The following is a 24,708-nucleotide window of genomic DNA, read 5'->3' on the forward strand; positions in this document are numbered from 1 at the left end:
GCCTAACCTCAGCGCTTGTCCAGGGGGCGGGTGCCTGTCGGAGGCCGGGGTGCGCCGCGGCAACCCCGGTGAGCAGCCTGTGCAGCGGGAGTTTCGGCCGTGCCGGCCTGTCCGGCTGGAGTCTCAGCTGTGCCAGACGGCGCGGACCTGCTCGGCGTACGCGGCGGCCTGCCGGTGGCCCGCACGGGCCGCGCCGGGGATGCGGGAAGCGTCCAGGGGGTTGCGGCCGAAAGCGCGGCGGGCCGCCCGGTCCGGAACGAGCAAGGCCGCCCGGACACCGTCCGCCACCAGGGAGGCCACCTGGTCGGCGGTGCTCGGGCTCGCACCTGGCGCCTTGGGAATAGGGGCCAGTGCGATGACCCGTCGGCAGTCGTTCACCAAGTCGGCGTTGGTCGTGGAGCGCACGCCCCCGTCCATCCAGCGGCCCTCCCCGATCGTGATCGGCGGGAACAGCGGGGGCAGCGCACAGGTTGCCGACATTGCCCGCACCAGGTCGGTCCCGCTGTCGGCGCTGAAGCCGGTCGGCTTTCCGGTGAGCGCGTCCACCGCGAACAGCCGCAACGGCCTGTCCGGCCAGGTGTGGACCGGCAGTTGCGAGCCGATCGCGTCGAACACCTCGGTCTCGGGCACGTCGCGAACGGCCAGCGCCAGCCTTCCCATCCGCCTGAGGGCGGTCTCCGGGTCGCGGGAACCCAGCGCGGCCCAGAGGTACTTGACGGTCATGCCGAACGTGAAATGCACCTGCAGCATGGCGCGCTCCCCGTTGAGCTGCACCGCGTAGAGGTCGGCCGGCGCTGCCCCTGCGGCCAGTTCCAGCGCGGTCAGCGCGCCGCCCGATGTGCCGGCGAACAGATCGGCGCCGGTGAGGTCCACTCCCGCCTCGGCCAGCCCTGCCAGCATGCCGACCTGCCACGCGTACGCGGTCAGCCCGCCCCCGCCCAGCACCAGCGCCGTGTCCGCCATGCCCGCCCCCTTCTGAAACCGGGGATGTGTCCCCGGTTATTGCGGCGACGCTAGCATCGCAATCGGGGAGCAGTCCACGCTTCCGTGTGAGCCGAGAGGCGGGTACAGCAGATGGCTGTCCGTAAAGAGACGTCAGCGCCGCTACGACGCGACGCGCAGCGCAACCGGGACGCTCTGCTGGCCGCAGCTCGGGAGGTGTTCGCGGAGCTGGGACTCGACGCCTCGCTCGACGAGATCGCCCGGCGCGCAGGGGTCGGCAACGCCACGCTGTACCGGCACTTCCCGAGCAGGGCGGCGTTGATCGAGGCCGTCTTCCACGACCTGCTGGCCGGGACCCGGCACATGGGCGAGCAGGCTCGGGCCCACGCCGATGCATGGGCCGGGCTGACCCGCTATCTGGAAGGGATCTTCGAAGGGCTGGCAGCCGACCGGGGGGCCAACGACCTGATGACGACCGGCATCCAAGGAGTCGCATCCCTCGAAGCGCTGCACGCCCACAACCGCGAAACGATCGGCCTGCTGATCGGTCGGGCCCAGGCGCAGGGCGCCATGCGCACAGACGTCACGGCGGAGGATCTGCTACTGCTCCTGGCAGCGCTCGGACGGACAGTGCCTGCCCTGACCGCCGTCGTCCCGAATGTCTGGCGACGCTATCTGGCCGTACTCCTCGATGGTCTCCGTGCGCAGCCCACCGCTTCCCTCCCTGCCCCGTCCCTCACCGCTGCACAACTCGGTGATGTCCTCCAGGACCTTGGTCCGCACGCGGCCGGCCCGAAGTGACATGCATCGTCGGCCGGCCGCAACACCGCTGTGCAGGTTGAGGATTTCCGCCCGTGCGGGCATGGACGCGCACGAAGGCGGGCGGTGGTCGAAGCAAGGTCAGCCCGCGAGCCCCAGTTCACGGGCGATCAGCATCCGCTGGACCTCGCTCGTGCCCTCGCCGATCTCGAGGATCTTGGAGTCCCGCCACATGCGGGCCACCGGATACTCGTTCATGAAGCCGTAGCCGCCGTGGATCTGGGTCGCCTCGCGGGCGTTGTCCACGGCGATTGTCGACGAGTAGAGCTTGGCCAGTGCGGCCTCCTTCTTGAACGGCTCGCCGCTGATCAGGCGCGATGCCGCGTCCCGCCAGGCCAGCCGGGCCGTGTGGGCCTTCATCTCCATGTCGGCGATCTTGAACTGGATGGCCTGGTTGGCGCCGATCGGGCGGCCGAAGGCGTGGCGCTCCTTCGCGTACTTGACGGACTCGTCCACGCAGCCCTGCGCCAGGCCCGTCGCCAGGGCCGAGATGGCGATGCGGCCCTCGTCGAGGATCCGCAGGAACTGGGCGTATCCGCGGCCTAGTTCACCCAGCAGGTTCGCGGCCGGGACCCGTACGTCGTCGAACGACAGCTCCCGGGTGTCCGACGCGTTCCAGCCGACCTTCGAGTACGGCGGTGCCACCGTGAAGCCCGGGGTGCCCGACGGCACGACGATCGACGAGATCAGTGGCTTGCCGTCGTCCGTGCGGCCGGTGACGGCGGTGACCGTGACCAGGCCCGTGATGTCCGTCCCCGAGTTGGTGATGAAGCACTTCGTGCCGTTGATCACCCATTCGTCCGTTGTCTTGTCCAGTACGGCGGTGGTGCGGGTCGCGCCCGCGTCCGAACCGCCGTCAGGCTCGGTCAGACCGAAGGCGCCCAGGATCTCGCCCGAGCAGAGGCGGGGGAGCCACTCCTCTTTCTGTGCCTCGGTGCCGTAGCGGAAGACCGGCATCGCGCCCAGCGAGACCCCGGCCTCCAGGGTGATGGCGACGGACGAGTCCACTCGGGCGAGTTCCTCGAGCGCGATCCCGAGCGCCAGATAGTCGCCGCCCATCCCGCCGTACTCCTCCGGGAACGGCAGGCCGAACAGGCCCATACGGCCCATCTCCCGCACGATCTCGTACGGGAACTCGTGCCGCTCGTAGAAGTCGCCGATCTTCGGGGCGACGACGTCGTGCGCGAACTCCTCGACCGTGCGGCGGAGTTCCTCGTGTTCCGGCGACAGCCGGTGGTCGATCGTCATGCTTACGACTCCTTGTGGGAGAGGGCACGCACCGTGCGGGACGGGCTGGGCCGGCTGAGGTGGGCGGCCATCCACACGCTGGTGGCGGTGAGACGGTCGAGGTCGACCCCGGTCTCTATGCCGAGGCCTTGAAGCATCCAGACCAGGTCCTCGGTGGCGAGGTTCCCGGTGGCGCTCTTCGCGTACGGGCAGCCGCCGAGGCCGCCCGCGGAGGCGTCGACGGTGGTGACGCCGTGCTGCAGCGAGGCCAGCGTGTTGGCGAGGGCCTGGCCGTAGGTGTCGTGGAAGTGCACGCCGAGCGCGTCCGTGGGCACGCCCGCCTCGTTCAGCGCGGCGAGCAGCGCCTGCACATGGCCCGGTGTGGCCACGCCGATGGTGTCGCCGAGGCTCAGCTCGTCGCAGCCCATGTCCAGCAGCGCCCGGCAGACCCGGACGACCTGGGCGACGGGCACCGGGCCCTCCCACGGGTCGCCGAAGCACATCGACAGATAGCCGCGTACGTGGATCTGCTGGTCCTTCGCGCGGGCCACGACCGGCTCGAACATGGCCAGGGACTCGTCCACCGTCCGGTTCAGATTGGCCTTGGCGAAGGACTCGGTGGCGCTGGCGAACACGGCGATACGGCGGGCGCCGAGCGCGAGGGCACGGTCGAGGCCGCGTTCGTTCGGTACGAGCACGGGCAGGGCGACGCCTTCCAGGTCCCGTACGAGCGGGAACAGCTGCTCGGCGTCCGCCAGTTGGGGCACCCACTTGGGGTGCACGAAGCTCGTCGCCTCGATGGTCGTGAGGCCCGCGTCCGCGAGGCGGCGGATGAAGTCCGCCTTGATCTCGGTGGGCACGGCGGACTTCTCGTTCTGCAGCCCGTCGCGCGCGCCCACCTCGTGGATCCGCACCCGCGCGGGCAGGTCCTGGACCGGGACGGCCATGGGCAGTCCGGCTGCGGTCATGACGCCACCTCCTCGGGGGCTGATGACTTCTCGGTGGCGGATGACCCGTCGGGTGCCGATGGGCGGCCCGCAGCGGGTGGGGACGACTCCCCGGCTGAGGGCGGCTCGTCGGCGGACGGGCCGTGATCAGCCGGCTCATGCGGGTCGACGACGGCCAGCACCTGGTCCATGGCGACGGTCGAGCCGGGCACGACGTCCAGCTCCCTGACCGTGCCCGCGTGCGGGGCGGAGATGACGTGCTCCATCTTCATCGCCTCGACCACCAGCAGGCTCTGGCCCGCGGTCACCTCGTCGCCCACGGCGACCTTCACCACGGTGACCGTGCCCGGCATGGGCGCCGTCAGCGAGTCGGCCCCCGAGAGGGCGGCGCCGGTCAGTGCGGCGGCCACCGGGTCGTGGTCCCGCACGTGCCAGGCGTCCCCGTCCCGGCCCAGCCAGTCGCCCGCCCGGTGGAAGGTGTGCCGGATGCCGTCGAGGGTGACCGTGACGCGGTCGGGCTCGACGGTGTGTGTGCCCCGGGCGACGTACTCGACGGGGTCCAGGCCCGGGAGCTGCAACCAGTGCCTGACCGGGGCGGGTTCACCGCCGAGCCGCCAGCCGCTCGGCACCGAGAAGGGGTCGGTCCAGCCCTCGCCCCGGGGCTCCAGCGCCGCCTGGCGCACGGCCGCCGCGGCCTCGTACACCTCGTCCGGCACCGACTGGTCCACGAGGGCGTCCGTCTCACGCTCCACCAGGCCGGTGTCCAGGTCGCCCGCGACCACGGCCGGATGGGCCAGCAGCCGGCGCAGGAACCCGGCGTTCGTCTGCACGCCAAGCGTGACCGTCCCGGCCAGGGCGGCCCGCAGCCTGCGCAGCGCCGTGGCGCGGTCGGGTCCGTGGGCGATGACCTTCGACAGCATCGGGTCGTAGAGGCTGCCGACCTCCGTGCCCTCGCTGAGCCCCGAGTCGGTGCGCACCCCGTCGCTCTGGGGCTCGTGCAGCGCGAGCACCGTGCCGCCCGAGGGCAGGAAGCCGCGCGCGCCCTCTTTGATGGACACGGTCTCCGCGCAGATACGGGCCTCGACGGCGTGACCGTCGAGCCGGATGTCCTCCTGCCCGTACGGCAGGGGCTCGCCCGCCGCGATCCGCAGCTGCCACTCGACCAGGTCCAGGCCGGTGATCAGCTCCGTCACCGGGTGCTCGACCTGGAGGCGGGTGTTCATCTCCATGAAGAAATACGAGGACGGGTCGCCGCCCGGGACGATGAACTCGACCGTGCCCGCGCCCCGGTACCCGCAGGAGCGGGCCGCCTGGACGGCCGCCTCACCCATCGCCGCGCGGGTCTTCTCGTCGAGGAGGACGCTCGGCGCCTCCTCGATGATCTTCTGGTGGCGGCGCTGCAGCGAGCACTCGCGCTCGCCGAGGTGGATCACATGGCCGTGCGCGTCCGCCAGGACCTGGATCTCGATGTGCCGGGGCCGGTCGATCCAGCGCTCCACGAGCAGCGTGTCGTCGCCGAAGGAGGCCCGCGCCTCGCGGCGGGCGGACGCGATCTCGTCGAGCAGCGCGGACTCGACGCGGGTGAGACGCATGCCCTTGCCGCCGCCGCCCGCCGACGGCTTCAGCAGCACGGGCAGACCGATCTCGCGCGCGGCATCGGCCAGTTGGGCGTCCGTGAGGCCGCTGCCGGACGAGCCGGGCACGACCGGCACCCCGGCCGCCTGCACGGTCTCCTTGGCGCGGATCTTGTCGCCCATCAGCTCGATCGCGGAGGCCGGCGGCCCGATGAAGACGAGACCGGCGTCGGCGCAGGCCTGGGCGAAGGCCGCGTTCTCCGCCAGGAATCCGTATCCGGGGTGGACCGCCTGGGCGCCCGTGCGGCGTGCCGCGTCCAGCAGCCGCTCCACGGACAAGTAGCTCTCGGAGGGGGGCGGCGGACCGATCCGTACGGCCGTGTCCGCCTCCCGTACGTGCCGGGCGCCTGCGTCCGCGTCGCTGAAGACGGCCACCGAGCGCACACCCAGCGCCCGGAGCGTACGGATGACGCGGACGGCGATCTCGCCCCGGTTGGCCACAAGAACCGTGTCGAACATTCCCACCCTCACATCCGGAAGACGCCGAAGCCGGCGGCGGTCGAGTCCTTCTCAGGAAGCGGGGCGTTGGCGCACGCCGTCAATGCGAGACCGAGCACCTGCCGGGTCTCCAGCGGGTCGATCACGCCGTCGTCCCACAGCCGCGCCGTCGCGTAGTAGGCATTCCCCTGCGACTCGTACTGGGTGCGGATCGGGGCCTTGAAGGACTCCTCGTCCTCGGCGGGCCACTCCTCGCCGCGCGCCTCCAGCTGATCGCGCTTGACCGTCGCGAGCACCGAAGCCGCCTGCTCACCGCCCATCACCGAGATCTTGGCGCCGGGCCACATCCACAGGAACCGCGGTGAATACGCCCGACCGCACATCGAGTAGTTGCCCGCGCCGTACGACCCGCCGATCACCACGGTCAGCTTCGGGACGCGCGTACAGGCCACGGCTGTGACCATCTTGGCGCCGTGCTTGGCGATGCCGCCCGCCTCGTAGTCCCGGCCGACCATGAAGCCCGAGATGTTCTGCAGGAAGACCAGCGGGATGCCGCGCTGGTCGCACAGCTCGATGAAGTGGGCGCCCTTCTGCGCGGACTCGGAGAACAGGATGCCGTTGTTGGCGACGATCCCCACCGGATGGCCGTGGATGCGCGCGAAGCCCGTCACCAGCGTCTGCCCGAACTCCGCCTTGAACTCGGCGAAGCGGGAGGCGTCGACCACGCGCGCGATGACCTCCCGGACGTCATACGGGGTGCGGGGATCCACCGGCACCGCCCCGTACAGCCCGGTCGGGTCCACCTTCGGCTCCACCGCCGGCTCGACCGGCCAGGGAAGCTCCCCGCGCGCGGGGAGGGTCGAGACGATGGTCCGCACGATGCGCAGCGCGTGCGCGTCGTCCTCCGCCAGATGGTCCGTCACACCCGAGACCCGCGAGTGGACCTCGCCGCCGCCCAGCTCCTCGGCGGTGACGACCTCGCCCGTCGCGGCCTTCACCAGCGGCGGGCCGCCCAGGAAGATCGTGCCCTGATTGCGGACGATCACGGCCTCGTCGCTCATCGCGGGCACATACGCGCCGCCCGCCGTGCACGACCCGAGGACGGCCGCGATCTGCGGGATCCCCGCGCCCGACATCCGGGCCTGGTTGTAGAAGATCCGCCCGAAGTGCTCCCGGTCCGGGAAGACCTCGTCCTGCATGGGCAGGAAGGCGCCGCCCGAATCCACCAGATAGACACAGGGGAGGCGGTTCTCCAGGGCCACCTCCTGGGCGCGCAGATGCTTCTTCACCGTCATCGGGTAGTACGTGCCGCCCTTGACCGTCGCGTCATTCGCGACGATCACGCACTCGCGGCCCGAGACCCGGCCGATCCCGGCGATCACGCCCGCCGCCGGGGCGTCCCCGCCGTACATCCCGTCCGCCGCCAGCGGGGCCAGCTCCAGGAACGGCGAACCCGGGTCGAGCAGCGTGTCCACGCGGTCGCGCGGCAGCAGCTTGCCGCGCGCCACATGGCGGGCGCGGGCCCGCTCGCCCCCGCCGAGCCTCGCCTCGGCCAGCCGGGAGCGCAGCTCCTCGCCGAGGGCGCGGTGCGCCGCCTCGTTGACCCGCCAGGCCTCCGACGCGGGGTCCGCCGCGCTCGTCAGCTCCGGTGCCTCGTGCATCGCGTCGAGCCCCCTTGCCCGTACCGATGAAGCCAGTGAAGCCGGTCAAGCCGTCGCGGCAGCCCACCTGTGCGGCTGCTGCGGCCGCGTGGCCGAAGTTAATGACCGTTAACCCATTTCCCTCAGGTTAACGAGCGCTAACCTCCCTGTCTAGAATTATCTGCATGGTCACCAGAACCGACGCCCCCACCCGGCGCGAGCAGATCCTCAAGGAGGCCGCCCGGCTCTTCGCCGAGCGCGGCTTCCACGGCGTCGGCGTCGACGAGATAGGAGCCGCCGTCGGCATCAGCGGCCCCGGTCTCTACCGCCACTTCGCCGGCAAGGACGCGATGCTCGCCGAGCTGCTCGTGGGCATCAGCGGGCAGCTGCTGACGGGCGGCAAGCGGCGGGTCGCCGAGACCGACGGGGATCCCGAGGCGCTGCTCGACTCCCTCATCGAGGGGCACATCGACTTCGCGCTCGACGACCGCCCCCTGATCACCCTGCACGACCGTGAGCTGGACCGCCTCCGGGAGAGCGACCGCAAGTTGGTGCGCCAGCTGCAGCGGCAGTACGTCGAGCTGTGGGTGGAGGTCGTGCGCCAGGTCTACCCGGACCTGGTCGAGCCGGCGGCGCGGGCCGCGGTGCATGCGGTGTTCGGGCTGCTGAACTCCACGCCCCATCTGAGCAGGCCGGGGGCGCTGCCCGGGCGGGCGGCCACGGCGGAGCTGCTGCACCGGCTGGCGCGGGGCGCGTTCGCGGCGGCTGCGGGGAGTGGGGCCGAGAAGCCGTTCTGACGTGACCTGCGTCTCTGGACTGTCGCGGTAACTGGCCGGTAACCTGAGTCTGAGCAAGCGCTTAGTCCTGTGTCTGTCTGCTTGCCCAGTCCGCTGGTTCCGATGGTCGCGAGCCGTAACGAAGGAGCATGTCCGTGCGCCGTACCGTTTTCAATGAGGACCACGAGGCGTTCCGGGAGACCCTGCGTGCCTTCATCGAGGCCGAGGTCGTGCCGGTCCACGACGAGTGGTTCGCCGCCGGCCAGGCGCCGCGCGAGTTCTACTACAAGCTCGCCGAGCTGGGCGTCTTCGGCATCCGGGTCGACGAGGAGTACGGCGGCGCCGGCATCGACTCGTACAAGTTCGAGGCCATCCTGTACGAGGAGACCGCCCGCGCGGGTGTCTCCTTCGGCGGCTCCGGCGTGCACGTGCTGCTCGGCCTGCCGTACATCAAGCTGCTCGCCACCGACGAGCAGAAGAAGCGCTACCTGCCGAAGTTCGTCTCCGGTGAGGAGATGTGGGCGATCGCGATGACCGAGCCGGGCACCGGCTCCGACCTCGCGGGCATGAAGACCACCGCCAAGCTCTCCGAGGACGGCACGCACTACGTCCTCAACGGCGCCAAGACCTTCATCACCGGCGGCGTGCACGCCGACCGCATGATCGTCTGCGCCCGCACCGCCGCGCCCACCGCCGAGGACCGCCGCCACGGCATCTCCCTCTTCGTCGTGGACACCAAGGCCGAGGGCTACTCCGTCGGCCGCAAGCTCGACAAGCTCGGCCTGAGGACCTCCGACACCGCCGAGTTGGCGTTCGTCGACGTCAAGGTGCCCGTCGAGGACCTCCTCGGCGAGGAGAACAAGGGCTTCTACTACCTCGGCCACAACCTGGCCTCCGAGCGCTGGGGCATCGCCTTCGGCGCCTACGCGCAGGCCAAGGCGGCCGTCCGGTTCGCCAAGCAGTACGTCCAGGACCGCGTCGTCTTCGGCAAGCCCGTCGCCGCCTTCCAGAACACCAAGTTCGAGCTGGCCGCCTGCCAGGCCGAGGTCGACGCCGCCGAGGCCGTCGCCGACCGCGCGACGGAGGCCCTCGACGCCGGTGAGCTGACCCCCGCCGAGGCCGCCAGTGCCAAGCTGTTCTGCACCGAGGTCGCGCACCGCGTGATCGACCGCTGCCTCCAGCTGCACGGCGGCTACGGCTTCATGAACGAGTACCCGATCGCCCGCCTGTACGCGGACAACCGCGTCAACCGCATCTACGGCGGCACCAGCGAGATCATGAAGTCGATCATCGCGAAGGACATGGGCCTGTAGTCCCCGGCAAGGTTCTTGATCAACAGCTGTAACACGGCACCTGCAAACTAGCTGCATGCATCAGGCACTCCAGTCCCTGCTCGATCTGCTCGACCTCGAGCAGATCGAGCAGGACATCTTCCGTGGCCAGTCCCGCCCTTCCCTGGTTCCGCGCGTCTTCGGCGGCCAGGTCGCGGCGCAGGCCCTCGTCGCCGCCGGGCGCACCGTCCCCGGCGATCGGCACGCACACTCCCTGCACTCGTATTTCCTGCGCGCGGGGGACCCCGGCGCGCCGATCGTCTACACGGTCGACCGCATCCGCGACGGGCGCTCCTTCACGACGCGGCGGGTGGTCGCCGTCCAGCACGGACAGCCGATCTTCCATCTGTCCGCGTCCTTCCAGACGTACGAGGAAGGGCTCGACCACCAGGCGGACATGCCGTACGCGCCCGATCCCGAGACGCTGCCCACGGCCGCCGAGTCACTGCCGAAGTACGCGGACGTCTTCCGCGACCCCAGCGTCGCCGAGCGGATGCTCGAGGCGCGGGAAGCGGTCGATCTGCGGTACGTCGACGAGCCGCCGTTCGGCACGGTCGGGCAGCCGCGCGAGCCGCGCTCGCAGGTGTGGTTCCGCACCAACGGCAAGCTCGTGGACGATCCTCTGCTGCACGTCTGCCTCGCCACGTACGTCTCCGACATGACGCTGCTCGACTCCGTGCTGCTCGCGCACGGGCGCGGCGGCTGGGCCATCGGCGACGTGGTCGGGGCGTCCCTCGACCACGCGATGTGGTTCCACCGGCCGTTCCGGGCCGACGAATGGCTTCTGTACGACCAGGAGTCGCCCTCCTCGTCCGGCGGGCGCGGGCTCGGGCAGGCCCGGATCTATACGCAGGACGGGCGGCTGGCCATTTCCGTGATCCAGGAAGGGGTTGTGCGGGTGCCTCGGCCGAGGTGAGCTCGGCCGGGGGCGGGGCCTTGGTCCCGCTCCGCGGCGTCGCTCACGCCGCCTCGTTCAGGTCTGCCTGTGCCAGCAGGTACGCCGTCATCGGGTCGTAGTGGCGCGGGCTCGTCACGTGGTCGTCGAGGGGGACCGTGACCTGGACGGTGCCCTCGGCCTCGCCGATGAAGAGGGCCGGGTCGTTGCAGTCCGCGTAGCCGACGGAGTCGATGCCGCGCTGGCCCGCGCAGCCCGCCCAGCCGTGGTCGGCGACCACCAGGTCGGGCAGCGGGCGGCCCTCCCGCTCCAGGCCGTCGAGGATCGCGGCCATCGGTTCGGGGGAGTGCGTGTGCCAGAGGGTCGCGCCCCGCTCCAGCACCGCCACGTCCGCGAACTGCCAGACGTAGCCCCCGTCCGCCTGCAGGCCCTCCGGGATCACCATGATCTCGCACCCGGCGGCGCGCAGGGCCCCGGCCGTCGCGCGGTGCACGTCGAGCAGGCCGCCCGGGTGACCCGTCGCGAACAGCACGCGCTGCCTTCCCGCGGCCGCCTTGCGCAGCCGGGCCGCCATGCGCTCCAGCGCGTCGACCGTGAGCTCCGCGTCGATGGTGTCCTGCCCGTGCCGGTGTTGCGGGTCGTCGTTGACACCGCACCGCTCGGCCATCACCGCGAGTACGTCCTGCTCGTCGGTCCAGCGGTCGCCGAGCTCCAGGCCGAGCCAGTAGTGGCGGTCGCCGTTCGCGAGCTTGCGGTAGTGGGAGAGGTTGTTCTCGCGGGGCGTGGCGACGTCGCCCGCTATGCGGGTGCGGACGAGGTGGCCGACGAGGTCGGCGCGGCTGGGTGTCCCGGATATCGGCATGGGCCCCATTCTGCCGTCGGCTGACCGGACTGGCGGCGATGTCCCGAACGCTGGGACGCGCCTCACGTCCGCGCCGGGGCTCGAGGGCGCCGCCGTGCTTCACGTCCGCGTCCGCCCCCGCGCCCGGCGCAGTGCTACTCCGTCTGCCGCAGCGCGAACCACAGCTCCATGCGTACGTCCGGGTCGTCCAGGTCCCTGTCGAGCAGTGCCGAGCAGCGGGCGATGCGCTGACGGACGGTGTTGCGATGGACCGCAAGGGCGACCGCTGTGCGGTCCCAGCTGCCGTGGAGTGAGAGCCAGGTGCGCAACGTCTCGGTCAGCGCGGGGGCCTGCGGGGTGCCGGTGAGCGGGGCGAGCAGCACGCGCGCGTGGGCGTCGGCTTCGTCCGCAGGGACGAGCGCGGCGAACCCGGAGCGGTCGCTGTGCGGCACGAGCGGCCTACGGGTGACCAGGGCCCGGGTCAGGGCCCTGGCCGCCTGCGTGTCGGCGACGCCGAGTTCGTGTGCCCCGGAGGGCGCGCTCGTCCCGAGCGTCCAGCCGGGTTGCGCGGTGACCTGGCGGTCGGCGGGGACGAGGAGCCGTACGACGTCGCCGTCCGCGTCCACGAGGGTGGTGCCCAGCGCGGTGCCCAGCGCGGCGGCGCTTACGGGGGCGGCGGAGGCACCCGCAGTGCCGACCGGACTCGCCGCGTCGGCTGCGTGTTCTTCGCCCGCACTCGCACCACCACGGTCCGGCCGCCCGTGCACCACGACCCACCGTTCGCCGCCCAGCAGCGGTGCCACATCCTCCGGAGCCGCGCCCAGCAGCATCCGGACCAGTGCCGTCGAGCGGGCGGTCTCCGTGGTGCTCTGGTGTTCCCCGGTGAGTAGTGAGAGAAGGACCACGGCGACGCCCGCGATCGTGTGGTCGCCGGGTTCGCGGCGGTCCGTGGCGATGCCGAGCGCGAAGCCCTGCCCGCCGCCGAGCGCGTACGCGGTGAGGTGTGTGCCGGACGCGGTGTCGGCGGCCGAGGACGGGCGCGCACCGGGGCCCCGTCTCGCGGAGCCCCGTCCGGGTCCGGGTCCGGGGCCGGCCTCGCTGTCGGTGTCCCTCGCGCCTTCCGCCGGCCGTACCACCGATGCCAGTTCGCGCAGGGCATGCAGCGCCTCGCTGCCAGGCGGGCGGCCCGCCGTCGCCGCCTCCGTGCCGTCCGGGGCGAACAGCACCGCCCAGCCGCCGAGGCGCTGCGCCAGCTGGCGCAGGACCGCCGGCACCGGATCTGGCCGGGCCGCAGCGATCGCGAGGCCCTGCTGGGCCTCGGTGACCCGGCGCAGCTCCGCATGCCGGGCCTGGGCCATGAGCCCCCACACCGCACGGGCGACCGCGCTGAACGTGGTCTGCGGCGGCACCTCGATGAGCGGCAGCCCGTACCGGTCGCAGGCCGCGATCAGGGCGCGCGGCACGGTGTCGTGCACCGGCGCAACTCCGAAGCCGAGGGCCGCGCCGCCCGCCGCGACGATCCGGGACACGTAGTCGTCGAAGTACGGCCCGGTGCCCGCGGCCTCCGTGGCGTGCACGCCCGCGGTGAGCAGCAATTCGCCGCCGAGAAGATACGGATAGGGGTCGGCCATCTCGGAGGTGTGGGCCCAAAGGATCATCGTCGGCTCGTCCGCGGGCGCGGGACCGGCGATCTGGCGCAGCCCGAGGTCCTCGCGGGCCAGCAGGGCGGCGAGCGGGACGGGCGGGGTCGGTGGGGCGGCGGGGTCCGGCACGGTGGACGTTCCCTCCATTTCGTTCCGGAGGAATGGATGAAACGTACACTTCAGCGTCGCATTCCGGCCACCTAGTGTCGTGCCGTCGGCGGCCGCGGGTACGGGCGGATGTCCCCGCGACCAGTCGTCGGCCGCAGGGTCCGCGAGCCGAGTGCGCTCGCCGGCCCACCCACCCCATCTGCACGACACGCCACCGAGGTGCGCGAAGGAGGGCCGCATGGCCGTCGACTACACAGTGATCGTGGTCTATCTGGCCGGGATGCTGGCCATGGGCTGGTGGGGCATGCGCCGCGCCAAGTCCAAGAGCGAGTTCCTGGTCGCGGGCCGCCGGCTCGGCCCGGCCATGTACTCCGGCACCATGGCCGCGATCGTCCTCGGCGGCGCGTCCACCATCGGCGGCGTCGGTCTCGGCTATCAGTACGGTCTTTCGGGCGCCTGGATGGTCTTCACCATCGGGCTCGGCCTGCTTGCCCTCTCGGTCTTCTTCTCGGCCCGTATCGCGCGGCTGAAGGTCTACACCGTCTCCGAGATGCTCGACCTGCGCTACGGCGGCCGGGCCGGGGTCATCTCCGGCGTCGTCATGTGGGCGTACACGCTCATGCTCGCGGTCACGTCCACCATCGCGTACGCCACGATCTTCGACGTCCTCTTCGACATGAACCGGACGCTTGCGATCATCCTCGGTGGCTCGATCGTCGTCGCGTACTCGACGCTCGGCGGCATGTGGTCCATCACGATCACCGACATGGTCCAGTTCGTCGTGAAGACCATCGGTGTGCTGCTTCTGCTGCTGCCCATCGCGGTCGTCAAGGCCGGCGGCTTCAGCGAGATGAAGGCCAAGCTGCCCACCGAGTACTTCGACCCGTTGGGCATCGGCGGCGAGACGATCTTCACGTATGTCCTGATCTACACGTTCGGCATGCTGATCGGGCAGGACATCTGGCAGCGCGTGTTCACCGCGCGCAGCGACAAGACCGCCAAGTGGGGCGGCACGGTCGCGGGCACGTACTGCCTCGCGTACGCGCTCGCGGGCGCCGTCATCGGTACGGCGGCCAAGGTGCTCTACCCCAAGCTGGAGAGCGCGGACGACGCCTTCGCGACCATCGTCAAGGACGAACTGCCCATGGGCGTGCGCGGTCTCGTGCTCGCCGCGGCCCTCGCCGCGGTGATGTCCACGTCCTCCGGCGCGCTGATCGCGTGTGCGACCGTCGCGAACAACGACATCTGGTCGCGGCTGCGGGGCGTGGTGTCCCGTAAGGGGGAGGAGCACGACGAGGTGAAGGGCAACCGCGTCTTCATCCTGATCATGGGTGTCGCCGTGGTCTGTATCGCGATCGCCCTCAACGACGTCGTCGAGGCCCTCACCGTCGCGTACAACCTGCTCGTCGGCGGGCTGCTCGTGCCGATCCTCGGCGGGTTGCTGTGGCGGCGCGGCACCGTGCAGGGCGCGCTCGCATCCGTCGTCGTGGGCGGTCTTGCCGTCATCGGGCTGATGTGGGGGTACGGCATCCTCGCCAACGAGCCCGTGTACTACGGCCTGCTGTCCTCGCTCGCCGCGTACGTCGTGGTGTCCCTGGCCACGAAGCCGACGGACGCGGCGGTCCTTGCGCACTGGCGCGAGCGACTGGCGGGGCGGGGGGACGAGGCCCCGGTGGAGGCCGAGGCAGCCGCGCCGAGCGCCGCGGGGGCCTGACCGACCCGCCCACGCGTGGCCCGCTGTTGCGTCCCGCCCCCGTTGGTCGGGACCGGCACCGGTGACTGTCAGTGGGCCGCGCAACACTTGACCGAGCAGATCCGCACCACCGGATCCGCACCACCTGGATCCCCACCCACTGGATCCGTACCACCTGGAGGAGTTCGACCGTGAACAGCACCGACTACCCGGTTATCGGCGGCGAGGGCAGCCCCCGCGGCCCCGTCGACTCCTCCCGTGTGCCGCGGTATGCCGGGCCCGCGACGTTCGCCCGGCTGCCGCGCATCGACCAGGTCGACGCCGCCGACGTGGCCATCGTGGGCGTGCCGTTCGACACGGGCGTCTCCTACCGGCCGGGCGCCCGATTCGGCGGCAACGCGATCCGCGAGGCCTCGCGCCTGCTGCGGCCGTACAACCCGGCACAGGACGCGTCCCCCTTCGCCCTCGCGCAGGTCGCGGACGCCGGTGACATCGCGGCGAACCCGTTCAACATCAACGAGGCCGTGGAGACCATCGAGGCCGCGGCGGACGAGATCCTCGGCACCGGCGCGCGGATGATGACACTCGGCGGCGACCACACCATCGCGCTGCCGCTGCTGCGCTCGGTCGCGAAGAAGCACGGCCCGGTGGCGCTGCTGCACTTCGACGCGCACCTCGACACGTGGGACACGTACTTCGGCGCCGAGTACACGCACGGCACGCCGTTCCGCCGGGCCGTCGAGGAGGGCATCCTCGACACCTCCGCGCTCTCCCACGTCGGCACGCGCGGCCCGCTGTACGGCAAGCAGGACCTGACCGACGACGAGAAGATGGGCTTCGGCATCGTCACGTCCGCCGACATCTACCGTCGCGGCGCGGACGAGGTCGCCGACCAGCTGCGCCAGCGCATAGGCGACCGCCCGCTGTACATCTCCATCGACATCGACTGCCTCGACCCGGCGCACGCCCCCGGCACCGGCACCCCCGAGGCCGGCGGCATGACCTCGCGCGAGCTGCTGGAGATCCTGCGCGGCCTGGCCTCCTGCAACCTGGTCTCGGCGGACGTCGTGGAGGTCGCCCCCGCCTACGACCACGCGGAGATCACGGCCGTCGCCGCCTCGCACACCGCGTACGAACTGACGACGATCATGTCCCGGCAGATCGCGGAGGCCCGTGAGAGCGGTGGGGCCAAGTGACCCACGACCACGACCTGGAGCTGCGCCCGACCGCCGCACAGACCGAGGCCGCGCTCAACCCTCCCCCGGGGCGCAACGGCGGTGACCTCGTCGTCGAGACCCTGCAGGGCCTCGGCGCCACCACCGTCTTCGGCCTCCCCGGCCAGCACGCGCTCGGCATGTTCGACGCGCTGCGCCGCTCGTCCCTGCGGTACGTGGGGCTGCGCGTCGAGAACAACGCCGGGTTCGCCGCCGACGCGTACGGCCGGGTCACCGGTGAGGCGGCGCCGCTGCTGCTGTCGACGGGCCCTGGCGCGCTGACGTCCCTGGCCGCCCTCCAGGAGGCGGCAGCGGCGAGCGCCCCCGTGCTGGCGATCAGCAGCCAGATCCCGGTCGCCGGACTCGGCGGCGGGCGCCACGGCTATCTGCACGAGCTGCCCGACCAGCAGGCGTCGTTCCGCGGGATCGTGAAGTCGGTGCACACGGTGCGTACGCAGTCCCAGATCCCCTCGGCGATCGCCGAGGCCTGGCAGTCGGCGCTGACCGCGCCGCACGGGCCGGTCTGGGTGGAGATCCCGCAGGACGTACTGCTCGCCGAAACGGCCCTGCCCGTCGTCACGGCGGTCGACGCGACGCCGCACGACCTCGTGCCGCGTCCGGAGCTGACCGCGGTGGCGGCCGACCTGCTGTCGCGCGCCGAGCGCCCCGCGATCATCGCAGGTGGCGGCGTTGTACGGGCCGACGCGTCCGGAAAGCTGTGCGCGCTCGCGGAGAAGATCCAGGCCCCGGTCGTGACGACGTTCGGCGGCAAGGGCGCCTTCCCCTGGGAGCACCCGCTGTCGCTGCAGTCCTGGCTGGAGGACCGGTACACGACCGACTTCCTGGAGGACGCGGACGTCCTGCTGGTGGTGGGCTCGGGCCTGGGCGAACTGTCCTCGAACTACGGCACGTTCAAGCCGCGCGGCCGGGTCATCCAGATCGAGGCCGACCTCGGCAAGCTGGAGTCCAACCACCCGGCGCTCGGCATCCACGCCGACGCTCGCCTGGCGCTGTCGGCACTCCTCGAGACGGTGGAGGAGCGCCACGACCCGTCCGCGCCGGAGCGCGTGGCCACGCTGCTCGCGAAGGTCCGGGACCGGATCGCGTCCCAGGACCTCACCCTGGAGCAGCAGACGCTCGCCGCGATCCGCGCCGCCCTGCCCGACACGGCGCCCTCCTTCTGGGACATGACGATCCTGGCGTACTGGGCCTGGTCCGCGTTCGACGCCCGCCGGCCGAACACCATGCACTCGGCGCAGGGCGCGGGCGGCCTCGGCTACGCCTTCCCGGCCGCGCTCGGAGCCGCGGTGGCCGACCCCACCCGCCCGGTCCTGGCGGTCTCGGGCGACGGCGGCGCCCTGTACTCCATAGCCGAACTGGCCACGGCCAGGCAGCACGACCTGAACGTCACCTGGCTGATCGTCGACGACGGCGGCTACGGCATCCTGCGCGAGTACATGACGGACGCCTTCGGCCAGGCCACGGCCACCGAGCTGACCCGCCCGGACTACGCGGCCCTGGCGGAGTCCTTCGGCGTCCCGGGCATCCGCACGACACCGGAGACCCTCGAGGACGACTTGGCGAAGGCCGTGTCGACCCCCGGCCCTTCGGTGGTGGTGCTCCCGGCGCTCCTGCGGATGTTTGCGCCGACGCACCTGTGACGACGCGGTTCCCGGGACGGAGCCACCTTGAGGGTCACGCGGCGGAGTGTGCCTTGAACTCGACGACGGAGGTCTCCCCGTCGAGTTCGAGGCAGAGCGCCGCGTCCAGCGCCCTGGCGAGCCGGGCCAGCAGCGGCAGCGTCGGCACGGTCCCGCCCAGCTCCAGCTTGGAGACCTGCGGCTGGGTCATGCCGGCGCGCCGGGCGAGTTCGGTCTGCGAGATCCCGAGCGCGGTACGGCGGTCGTAGACGGCCTGGCCGAGGTCGAACGCGAGCCGGATCTCCTCGCGCATGCGCTCGGTCTCGGGGCTCTCGGCGATGCCTTGGGCGATCTTCTTGTCCCGGCTGAGCTTCCACTGTGAGTGGCCGACCATCGCAGCTCTCCTCTTCAAAAATCGCGGCTGAATTCCCCGTGGGCGGGAGGGTGCTCGGCATGGCAGATCAACTTCACGCGCTTTGCGCGGGACACCTCGGATTCCTCGCGTTGCCTGGTCTTGCGAAACACTGTCAACAGAACGATCCTCCGCCCCGGGGCGAGCCAGTACGGGATTCGTACGGCCTCGCGGTTGTTCCCAAGATCGAAGCGCAGCTCCCGTACGCCATCGCCCAGATGTCGCGAGTATGGCTCACCGAGGGTCGTTGGATGTGCCAAGAGCGCCTCAACGACATGCTCGACGGTTCGGTAGTCACGTTCGCCCAGGTTCATCAACCACAGCCGGACCTCCGGTTCGATCTCGATCACGTACGGCTCTCCCATACAGCCGAACGTATATATCTCCGAGTGTATGGCCCCTCTGTTCGGTCGGGAAGTCACCCGATCCGGTGCAACCGCGTACCAAGGGCGACATCAGAGGCCGCGGGCCCGGGGCGGCGTACTCGCGCCGAGGCAGACGTAGGACCACAGCCCCATGCGGCCAAGGACCTTGGTCCCGACCCCGCCCCGGAATTGTTGCGGCGGGATGAAATCCGCCGTCAGGCGCGTTGGGATCTTCCGGCGGGACAGGACGAACGGAAGGCGCCGGCGTGGCAGCGGAGAAGGGTTCGGTCGGGCAGGGGGAGGAGCCCGGCTGGGCGCGGAGGCTTGCCGGGTATGCGTGGCGGTACCCGAAGGACGTCGTGCTCGCGCTCGGCTCGTCGCTCGCCGGTATGGGCGTCATGGCGCTCGTGCCGCTGATCGTCAAGGTGATCATCGACGACGTGATCGAGGACAAGGCGCGGTCCATGGCCGTCTGGGCCGGTGCGCTGGTCGGGGCCGCCGTCCTCGTCTACGTCTTCACCTACGTCCGCCGCTACTACGGCGGCCGTCTCGCGCTCGACGTGCAGCACGACCTGCGTACCGAGATGTACGGGACGATCACCGGGCTCGACGGGCGGCGGCAGGACGAGCTGTCCACCGGGCAGGTCGTCGGCCGCGCCACCAGCGATCTCCAGCTCATCCAGAGCCTGCTCTTCATGTTGCCGATGACCATCGGCAACGTCCTGCTCTTCCTGATCTCCCTGGTGATCATGGCGTGGCTGTCGCTGCCGCTCACCCTCGTCGCGCTCGCCGTCGCCCCCGCCCTCTGGTTCATCGCCCGGCGCAGCCGCTCCCGGCTGCACCCTGCCACCTGGTACGCGCAGGCGCAGGCCGGAGCAGTCGCAGGCGTCGTCGACGGGGCCGTCTCGGGTGTGCGCGTCGTCAAGGGCTTCGGGCAGGAGGAGCAGGAGACCGGGAAGCTCCGCGAGGTGAGCCGGCGGCTGTTCGCGGGGCGGCTGCGCACCATCCGGCTCAACGCCAGGTACACCCCTGCCCTGCAGGCCGTACCGGCCCTCGGGCAGGTCGCGATGCTGGCGCTCGGCGGTTGGCTGGCGGTGCGCGGGCAGATCACGCTCGGTACGTTCGTGGCCTTCTCCAGCTATCTCGCGCAGCTCGTCGGACCCGTCCGGATGCTCGCCGTGGTGCTCACCGTCGGCCAGCAGGCACGCGCGGGCGTGGAGCGCGTCCTCGAACTCGTCGACACCGAGCCGAGCCTCAAGGACGGCACCACGGAGCTGCCCGCGGACGCCCCCGCGACCGTCGAGTTCGACGACGTGTCCTTCGCGTACGCGGACGGCAGGCCCGTCCTCGAGGGGCTGTCCTTCGAGATCCGGCCCGGCGAGACCGTCGCCGTCGTCGGCGCGTCCGGCTCCGGCAAGTCCACCGTCTCCCTGCTGCTGCCGCGCTTCTACGACGTGACGCACGGCGCCGTCCTCGTCGGCGGCCGCGACGTGCGCGAGCTGACGCTCGACTCGCTGCGCGCCGCCATCGGGCTGGTACCGGAGGACAGCTTCCTGTTCTCCGACACGGTGCGCGCCAACATCGCGTACGGGAAGCCGGACGCCACCGACGAGGAGATCCTCCGGGCCGCCCGCGCCGCCCAGGCCGACCGGTTCGTCTCCGAGCTCCCCGACGGCTACGACACGAAGGTCGGCGAGCAGGGGCTCACCCTCTCCGGCGGCCAGCGCCAACGCGTCGCGCTCGCCCGCGCCATCCTCACCGACCCCCGCCTCCTCGTCCTCGACGACGCCACCTCGGCGGTCGACGCGCGCGTGGAGCACGAGATCCACGAGGCGCTGGCGCACGTGATGCAGGGCCGGACGACCCTGCTCATCGCCCACCGCCGCTCCACCCTCGGCCTCGCCGATCGCATCGCCGTTCTCGACGGCGGACGGCTCGCCGACATCGGCACGCACGACGAGCTGCAGGAACGCTCGGCCCTCTACCGGCGGCTGCTGACCGACCCCGACGAGATGGGCGGCGTCTCGCCCGGCCACCAGCCCCCGGCCGCAGAGCCCGAGGAGGACCGTTCGGTCCGCGCGGAACTCGACGCCGAGTTCGACGCCGAACGCGGCATCACCCCGCATCTGTGGACCGGCGACCGCGAACCGAAGGACACCTCGCTGTCCGGATCCCCCGCCACACCCGAACTCCTCGCCCAGGTCGAGGCGCTCCCCCCGGCCACCGAAACGCCCGACATCGACGAGGCCCGCGCGGTCACCCCCGAGGAGTCGTACGGACTGCGCAGGCTGCTGCGCGGCTTCGGCAGGCCCCTGCTGTTCGCGCTGCTCCTCGTTGCCGTCGACGCCGGCATGGGACTGCTGCTGCCCGTGCTGATCCGGCACGGCATCGACGAGGGCGTCACACGGATGGCCCTCGGCGCGGTATGGGCGGCGGCCGGGCTCGGCCTGGTGACCGTGCTCTTCCAGTGGGCGGCGCAGGTGGGCGAGACGCGCATGACCGGACGCACCGGCGAACGCGTCCTGTACTCACTCCGACTGAAGATCTTCTCGCAGCTGCAGCGGCTCGGACTCGACTACTACGAGCGCGAGCTGACCGGCCGCATCATGACCCGCATGACCACGGACGTGGACGCGCTGTCCACGTTCCTGCAGACGGGCCTGGTCACCGCGTTCGTCTCCGTCGTCACCTTCTTCGGCATCATGGCCGCGCTCCTCGTGATCGACCTGGAGCTCGCGCTCGTCGTCTTCGCGACGCTGCCGCCGCTGATCGTCGGCACGTACTTCTTCCGCAAGCAGAGCGTGAAGGCGTACGAACTCGCCCGCGAGCGCGTCTCGGTGGTCAACGCCGACCTCCAGGAGACCGTCGCCGGGCTGCGGATCGTGCAGGCGTTCCGGCGCGAGCGGTCCGGCGTACGGCGGTTCGCGGAGCGCAGCGACAGCTACCGCCAGGCCCGGGTCCGCGGCCAGTGGCTGATCTCCGTGTACTTCCCCTTCGTGCAGATGCTGTCGTCCGTCGCCGCGGCCGCCGTGCTGATCGTCGGTGCGGGACGCGTCGACGCGGGCACGCTCACCACCGGCGCCCTGGTCGCGTATCTCCTCTACATCGACCTGTTCTTCGCGCCCGTGCAGCAGCTGTCGCAGGTCTTCGACGGCTACCAGCAGGCGACCGTCTCGCTCGGCCGCATCCAGGAGCTGCTCCGGGAGCCGACGTCCACGAAGGCCGCCGACGAGCCGCTCGAAGTGCTGTCGCTGCGCGGCGAGATCGCCTTCGAGGACGTGACCTTCGCGTACCGGGCCGCCGACGAGGACGGGGCCGCCGAAGAGGCCCTCAGCGACGTCACGCTGCACATCCCGGCCGGACAGACCGTGGCCTTCGTCGGCGAGACCGGCGCGGGCAAGTCGACACTGGTCAAGCTCGTCGCACGTTTCTACGACCCGACGGACGGCCGCGTGGCGGTGGACGGCACCGACCTGCGCGCCCTCGATCTGACCAGCTACCGCCACCGGCTGGGCGTCGTCCCGCAGGAGGCGTACCTCTTCTCCGGCACCGTGCGCGACGCCATCGCCTACGGCCGCCCGGACGCCACGGACGCCGAGGTGGAGGCGGCGGCCCGCACGGTCGGCGCGCACGACATGATCGCCAAGCTCGACGGCGGCTATCTGCACGAGGTCTCGGAGCGTGGCCGCAATCTCTCCGCCGGACAGCGTCAGTTGATCGCACTGGCCCGCGCCGAGCTCGTCGACCCGGACATCCTGCTCCTCGACGAGGCGACGGCCTCCCTGGACCTGGCCACCGAGGCCCAGGTCAACCAGGCCACCGATCGTCTGGCAGGCAAGCGCACCACGCTCGTCGTCGCCCACCGGCTCACCACGGCGGCCCGCGCGGACCGCGTCGTGGTGATGGCCGACGGCCGGGTCGCGGAGGAGGGAACCCACGACCAACTGCTCGCGCGCGACGGGCGGTACGCGGCGCTGTGGCGGACCTTCATCGGAGAGCCGGAGGAGACCGTGGAGGTCGGCACGGCGCCCTGAGGTCTGGGGGCACCTCCAAGGCCCTTAAGGCACTGGGGGAGGCTCCCGGTTCGTCCGTACGGCGGCGTGCACGCAACCACGGGCCCGGCACGGCGCGTCCCGTTCACCAGTACGGTGATGCTGGTGTGACGAGAGGGGCTGCAGTGGACAGTGGTGCGATACGCCGGGGATTCCGGCGCCGCAGCATGCTCGGTACGGCCGTACTGACCGCGGCGGCACTGCTGCTCCTCGCGGGCCCGGCCAGCGGCACCGCCCAAGCCGCCTCCTCCCTCTGTCCCGGCCGCAAGGTCCGTACTCTCCCGTTCTCCACCGGTGATGTGCGCGTCTACAAGAGCCGCGGCTACATCTGCGCGGTGACGATGGCCGAGCGCTCCGGCACGCGCAAGCAGATGTCCGTCAGCGTGCAGGCGCGCGGCAGCCGTCCGGTGCGGGACAGAGGGCGCTACACCCATCACGCGGGCCCGATCACAGTGCACGCGGGCCACCGCTGCGTATGGATCAAGGGAGCAGTGGGCTCGGGCTCGGTGAGCTCGGGCTGGATCCTCTGCTGAGGGTAATCCCTCTTCGTTCACCCTCGTTCCTCGCCAAACCCAACTTCCCCTGGTGTGACGCCAGTTGCTCCGCTAGGTTCCGGCGCACATCTGTGTTCCGTCAGGGGAGGGTGCATGCGCAAGGCAGTCAGATGGCTGCTGTCGCTCGTGGTGCTGATCGGCACCCTGAGCACGGCCGGTGCGGCCACCGCCGCAGAACCGGCGGCCGCCGACACCGACATCAAGGACCGGCTTCTGGCCGTTCCCGGCATGAGCCTCATAGAGGAGAAGCCCTACGCCGGCTACCGCTACTTCGTCCTCGACTACACCCAGCCGATCGACCACCGGCACCCGTCCAAGGGCACCTTCGAGCAGCGCATCACGGTGCTGCACAAGGACACCAGCCGCCCGACCGTCTTCTCCACCTCGGGCTACAACGTCTCCACCACGCCCAGTCGTTCCGAGCCGACGCGCATCGTCGACGGCAACCAGGTGTCGATGGAGTACCGCTTCTTCACGCCGTCCCGGCCCGACCCGGCAGACTGGTCCACGCTCGACATCTGGCAGGCTGCGAGCGACCAGCACCGCATCTTCCAGGCGCTGAAGCCCATCTACGGCAAGAACTGGCTGGCCACGGGCGGCTCGAAGGGCGGCATGACCGCCACGTACTACGAGCGGTTCTATCCGCACGACATGGACGGCGTCGTCGCGTACGTCGCGCCCAACGACGTCGTCAACAAGGAGGACTCGGCGTACGACGAGTTCTTCGAGCAGGTCGGCACCGAGGAGTGCCGCGACAGGCTGAACGCGGTGCAGCGCGAGGCGCTGGTACGGCGTGAGCCGCTGGAGGAGAAGTACGCCGCGTACGCCGAGGACAAGGGCTACACGTTCACGACCGTCGGCTCCCTCGACAAGGCGTACGAGGCCGTCGTACTCGACCTGGTGTGGGGCTTCTGGCAGTACCACCTCGAGGACGAGTGCGCCGAAGTGCCCGACGCGTCCACCACGACCGACCAGGAGCTCTTCGACTACGTCGACGCCATCTCCGGCTGGTCCTTCTACACCGACCAGGGGCTCGAGCCCTACACGCCGTACTACTACCAGGCGGGCACCCAGCTCGGCGCGCCGACCATCCAGCAGCCCTGGCTGGGCGACCTCTCCCGGTACGGCTACCAGCCGCCGCGGAACTTCGTGCCGCGGTCCATCCCGATGACGTTCCAGCCGTGGGTGATGCGGGACGTGGACAGCTGGGTGCGGCACAACGCGCAGCGGATGCTGTACGTGTACGGGGAGAACGACCCGTGGGGTGCGGAGCCCTTCCGGCTCGGGAAGGGGGCACGGGACTCTTATGTCTTCACGGCGCCCGGTGCGAACCACGGTGCGCGGGTCGCCGGTCTGGCCGAGTCCGAACGCGACCTTGCGACGTCGCGGATCCTTGCGTGGGGCGGCGTCCCGGCTGCGGCTACGGCTGAGGCGAAGCCGCTGGCCGCGTACGACGCGAAGCTGGACCGGCAGCAGCTCCGTCGGGAGCCGGCACTGCGGCCGTAGGCCGCCGGCCGCCCCCGCTGTGGGCAGGCGT

The 24,708-nt window shown here is 71.2% G+C and carries 19 protein-coding genes; 10 read left to right on the plus strand and 9 right to left on the minus strand.

The features are described 5' to 3' along the window. Positions 1-123 precede the first annotated feature (123 nt). Entirely contained in the window at positions 124-963 is an 840-nt protein-coding gene (locus tag ABT009_RS01600; RefSeq protein ID WP_351288279.1) for a patatin-like phospholipase family protein, read from the minus strand. 111 nt (positions 964-1,074) lie between these two features. Here ABT009_RS01600 and ABT009_RS01605 point away from each other — a divergent pair, with 111 nt between their 5' ends. Continuing rightward, positions 1,075-1,743 (plus strand): TetR/AcrR family transcriptional regulator, encoded by a 669-nt coding sequence (locus tag ABT009_RS01605; RefSeq protein ID WP_351288282.1) that lies wholly within the window; start codon positions 1,075-1,077, stop codon positions 1,741-1,743. Between the two features lie 99 nt (positions 1,744-1,842). Here the strand turns inward: ABT009_RS01605 and ABT009_RS01610 are convergent, their stop codons facing one another. From ABT009_RS01610 to ABT009_RS01625, 4 genes are read right to left on the minus strand one after another with little or no spacing between them, the layout of a single operon-like run. Next, complete coding sequence (locus ABT009_RS01610; protein WP_351288609.1) at positions 1,843-3,003, minus strand: acyl-CoA dehydrogenase family protein; 1,161 nt, start codon at positions 3,001-3,003, stop codon at positions 1,843-1,845. A gap of 8 nt (positions 3,004-3,011) precedes the next feature. Further along, on the minus strand, positions 3,012-3,956 hold the full coding sequence (locus ABT009_RS01615) for a hydroxymethylglutaryl-CoA lyase (protein ID WP_351288285.1): 945 nt from the start codon (positions 3,954-3,956) through the stop codon (positions 3,012-3,014). Next, the gene (locus ABT009_RS01620) at positions 3,953-6,028 is read right to left on the minus strand and encodes an ATP-binding protein (RefSeq protein ID WP_351288288.1); all 2,076 of its coding nucleotides are present in this window, start codon (positions 6,026-6,028) and stop codon (positions 3,953-3,955) included. Before ABT009_RS01620 ends, ABT009_RS01615 begins: the two co-directional genes overlap by 4 nt. A gap of 8 nt (positions 6,029-6,036) precedes the next feature. Further along, a complete protein-coding gene (locus ABT009_RS01625) occupies positions 6,037-7,668 on the minus strand; it encodes a carboxyl transferase domain-containing protein (RefSeq protein WP_351288291.1) in 1,632 nt (543 codons plus the stop codon). Positions 7,669-7,832: 164 nt separating this feature from the next. Here ABT009_RS01625 and ABT009_RS01630 point away from each other — a divergent pair, with 164 nt between their 5' ends. The 3 genes from ABT009_RS01630 to tesB all read left to right on the plus strand — a co-directional run bounded on the left by ABT009_RS01630 (position 7,833) and on the right by tesB (position 10,670). Beyond that, positions 7,833-8,444 (plus strand): SACE_7040 family transcriptional regulator, encoded by a 612-nt coding sequence (locus ABT009_RS01630; RefSeq protein ID WP_351288293.1) that lies wholly within the window; start codon positions 7,833-7,835, stop codon positions 8,442-8,444. Positions 8,445-8,578: 134 nt separating this feature from the next. Then, positions 8,579-9,736 carry an acyl-CoA dehydrogenase family protein gene (locus tag ABT009_RS01635; RefSeq protein WP_351288296.1) on the plus strand — a complete coding sequence of 386 codons (1,158 nt, stop codon included), beginning with the start codon at positions 8,579-8,581 and terminating at the stop codon, positions 9,734-9,736. A 55-nt stretch (positions 9,737-9,791) separates the two neighbouring features. Further along, positions 9,792-10,670, plus strand: coding sequence for an acyl-CoA thioesterase II (gene tesB / locus ABT009_RS01640; protein WP_351288299.1), 879 nt, complete (start codon positions 9,792-9,794; stop codon positions 10,668-10,670). A 43-nt stretch (positions 10,671-10,713) separates the two neighbouring features. Here the strand turns inward: tesB and ABT009_RS01645 are convergent, their stop codons facing one another. Both ABT009_RS01645 and ABT009_RS01650 read right to left on the minus strand, forming a co-directional pair. After that, complete coding sequence (locus tag ABT009_RS01645; RefSeq protein ID WP_351288302.1) at positions 10,714-11,511, minus strand: phosphatase; 798 nt, start codon at positions 11,509-11,511, stop codon at positions 10,714-10,716. 134 nt (positions 11,512-11,645) lie between these two features. Beyond that, positions 11,646-13,280, minus strand: coding sequence for a PucR family transcriptional regulator ligand-binding domain-containing protein (locus tag ABT009_RS01650; RefSeq protein WP_351288305.1), 1,635 nt, complete (start codon positions 13,278-13,280; stop codon positions 11,646-11,648). A 199-nt stretch (positions 13,281-13,479) separates the two neighbouring features. On the opposite strand from ABT009_RS01650, the gene ABT009_RS01655 reads away from it, so the two are divergent. The 3 genes from ABT009_RS01655 (at position 13,480) to ABT009_RS01665 (ending at position 17,809) form a co-directional block, all read left to right on the plus strand. Further along, complete coding sequence (locus ABT009_RS01655; protein WP_351288308.1) at positions 13,480-14,955, plus strand: sodium:solute symporter family protein; 1,476 nt, start codon at positions 13,480-13,482, stop codon at positions 14,953-14,955. A gap of 170 nt (positions 14,956-15,125) precedes the next feature. Further along, positions 15,126-16,130, plus strand: a complete 1,005-nt coding sequence (gene speB, locus ABT009_RS01660) for an agmatinase (protein WP_502989792.1) — start codon at positions 15,126-15,128, stop codon at positions 16,128-16,130. Next, complete coding sequence (locus tag ABT009_RS01665; RefSeq protein WP_351288311.1) at positions 16,127-17,809, plus strand: thiamine pyrophosphate-binding protein; 1,683 nt, start codon at positions 16,127-16,129, stop codon at positions 17,807-17,809. Before speB ends, ABT009_RS01665 begins: the two co-directional genes overlap by 4 nt. A gap of 34 nt (positions 17,810-17,843) precedes the next feature. Here ABT009_RS01665 and ABT009_RS01670 read toward each other — a convergent pair whose 3' ends face one another. Both ABT009_RS01670 and ABT009_RS01675 read right to left on the minus strand, forming a co-directional pair. Continuing rightward, positions 17,844-18,182 carry a helix-turn-helix domain-containing protein gene (locus ABT009_RS01670; RefSeq protein WP_351288314.1) on the minus strand — a complete coding sequence of 113 codons (339 nt, stop codon included), beginning with the start codon at positions 18,180-18,182 and terminating at the stop codon, positions 17,844-17,846. 14 nt (positions 18,183-18,196) lie between these two features. After that, a complete protein-coding gene (locus ABT009_RS01675; RefSeq protein ID WP_351288316.1) occupies positions 18,197-18,565 on the minus strand; it encodes a type II toxin-antitoxin system RelE/ParE family toxin in 369 nt (122 codons plus the stop codon). A gap of 266 nt (positions 18,566-18,831) precedes the next feature. On the opposite strand from ABT009_RS01675, the gene ABT009_RS01680 reads away from it, so the two are divergent. The 3 genes from ABT009_RS01680 to ABT009_RS01690 all read left to right on the plus strand — a co-directional run bounded on the left by ABT009_RS01680 (position 18,832) and on the right by ABT009_RS01690 (position 24,677). Then, a complete protein-coding gene (locus tag ABT009_RS01680; RefSeq protein ID WP_351288319.1) occupies positions 18,832-22,599 on the plus strand; it encodes an ABC transporter ATP-binding protein in 3,768 nt (1,255 codons plus the stop codon). A gap of 143 nt (positions 22,600-22,742) precedes the next feature. Continuing rightward, positions 22,743-23,150, plus strand: a complete 408-nt coding sequence (locus ABT009_RS01685) for a hypothetical protein (protein ID WP_351288322.1) — start codon at positions 22,743-22,745, stop codon at positions 23,148-23,150. Positions 23,151-23,264: 114 nt separating this feature from the next. Continuing rightward, positions 23,265-24,677 carry a S28 family serine protease gene (locus tag ABT009_RS01690; protein WP_351288325.1) on the plus strand — a complete coding sequence of 471 codons (1,413 nt, stop codon included), beginning with the start codon at positions 23,265-23,267 and terminating at the stop codon, positions 24,675-24,677. Positions 24,678-24,708: the final 31 nt, after the last annotated feature.

The organism is Streptomyces sp. NPDC002896, from assembly GCF_040295225.1.
Lineage (GTDB): Bacteria > Actinomycetota > Actinomycetes > Streptomycetales > Streptomycetaceae > Streptomyces.

What these genes read in the sequence shown, in the direction of transcription:
- ABT009_RS01600 (WP_351288279.1), bottom strand. Translation starts at nt 963, where the DNA reads ATGGCGGACACGGCGCTGGTGCTGGGCGGGGGCGGGCTGACCGCGTAC.
- ABT009_RS01605 (WP_351288282.1), top strand. Translation starts at nt 1,075, where the DNA reads ATGGCTGTCCGTAAAGAGACGTCAGCGCCGCTACGACGCGACGCGCAG.
- ABT009_RS01615 (WP_351288285.1), bottom strand. Translation starts at nt 3,956, where the DNA reads ATGACCGCAGCCGGACTGCCCATGGCCGTCCCGGTCCAGGACCTGCCC.
- ABT009_RS01620 (WP_351288288.1), bottom strand. Translation starts at nt 6,028, where the DNA reads ATGTTCGACACGGTTCTTGTGGCCAACCGGGGCGAGATCGCCGTCCGC.
- ABT009_RS01625 (WP_351288291.1), bottom strand. Translation starts at nt 7,668, where the DNA reads ATGCACGAGGCACCGGAGCTGACGAGCGCGGCGGACCCCGCGTCGGAG.
- ABT009_RS01630 (WP_351288293.1), top strand. Translation starts at nt 7,833, where the DNA reads ATGGTCACCAGAACCGACGCCCCCACCCGGCGCGAGCAGATCCTCAAG.
- tesB (WP_351288299.1), top strand. Translation starts at nt 9,792, where the DNA reads ATGCATCAGGCACTCCAGTCCCTGCTCGATCTGCTCGACCTCGAGCAG.
- ABT009_RS01645 (WP_351288302.1), bottom strand. Translation starts at nt 11,511, where the DNA reads ATGCCGATATCCGGGACACCCAGCCGCGCCGACCTCGTCGGCCACCTC.
- ABT009_RS01650 (WP_351288305.1), bottom strand. Translation starts at nt 13,280, where the DNA reads ATGGAGGGAACGTCCACCGTGCCGGACCCCGCCGCCCCACCGACCCCG.
- ABT009_RS01655 (WP_351288308.1), top strand. Translation starts at nt 13,480, where the DNA reads ATGGCCGTCGACTACACAGTGATCGTGGTCTATCTGGCCGGGATGCTG.
- ABT009_RS01670 (WP_351288314.1), bottom strand. Translation starts at nt 18,182, where the DNA reads ATGGTCGGCCACTCACAGTGGAAGCTCAGCCGGGACAAGAAGATCGCC.
- ABT009_RS01675 (WP_351288316.1), bottom strand. Translation starts at nt 18,565, where the DNA reads ATGGGAGAGCCGTACGTGATCGAGATCGAACCGGAGGTCCGGCTGTGG.
- ABT009_RS01690 (WP_351288325.1), top strand. Translation starts at nt 23,265, where the DNA reads ATGCGCAAGGCAGTCAGATGGCTGCTGTCGCTCGTGGTGCTGATCGGC.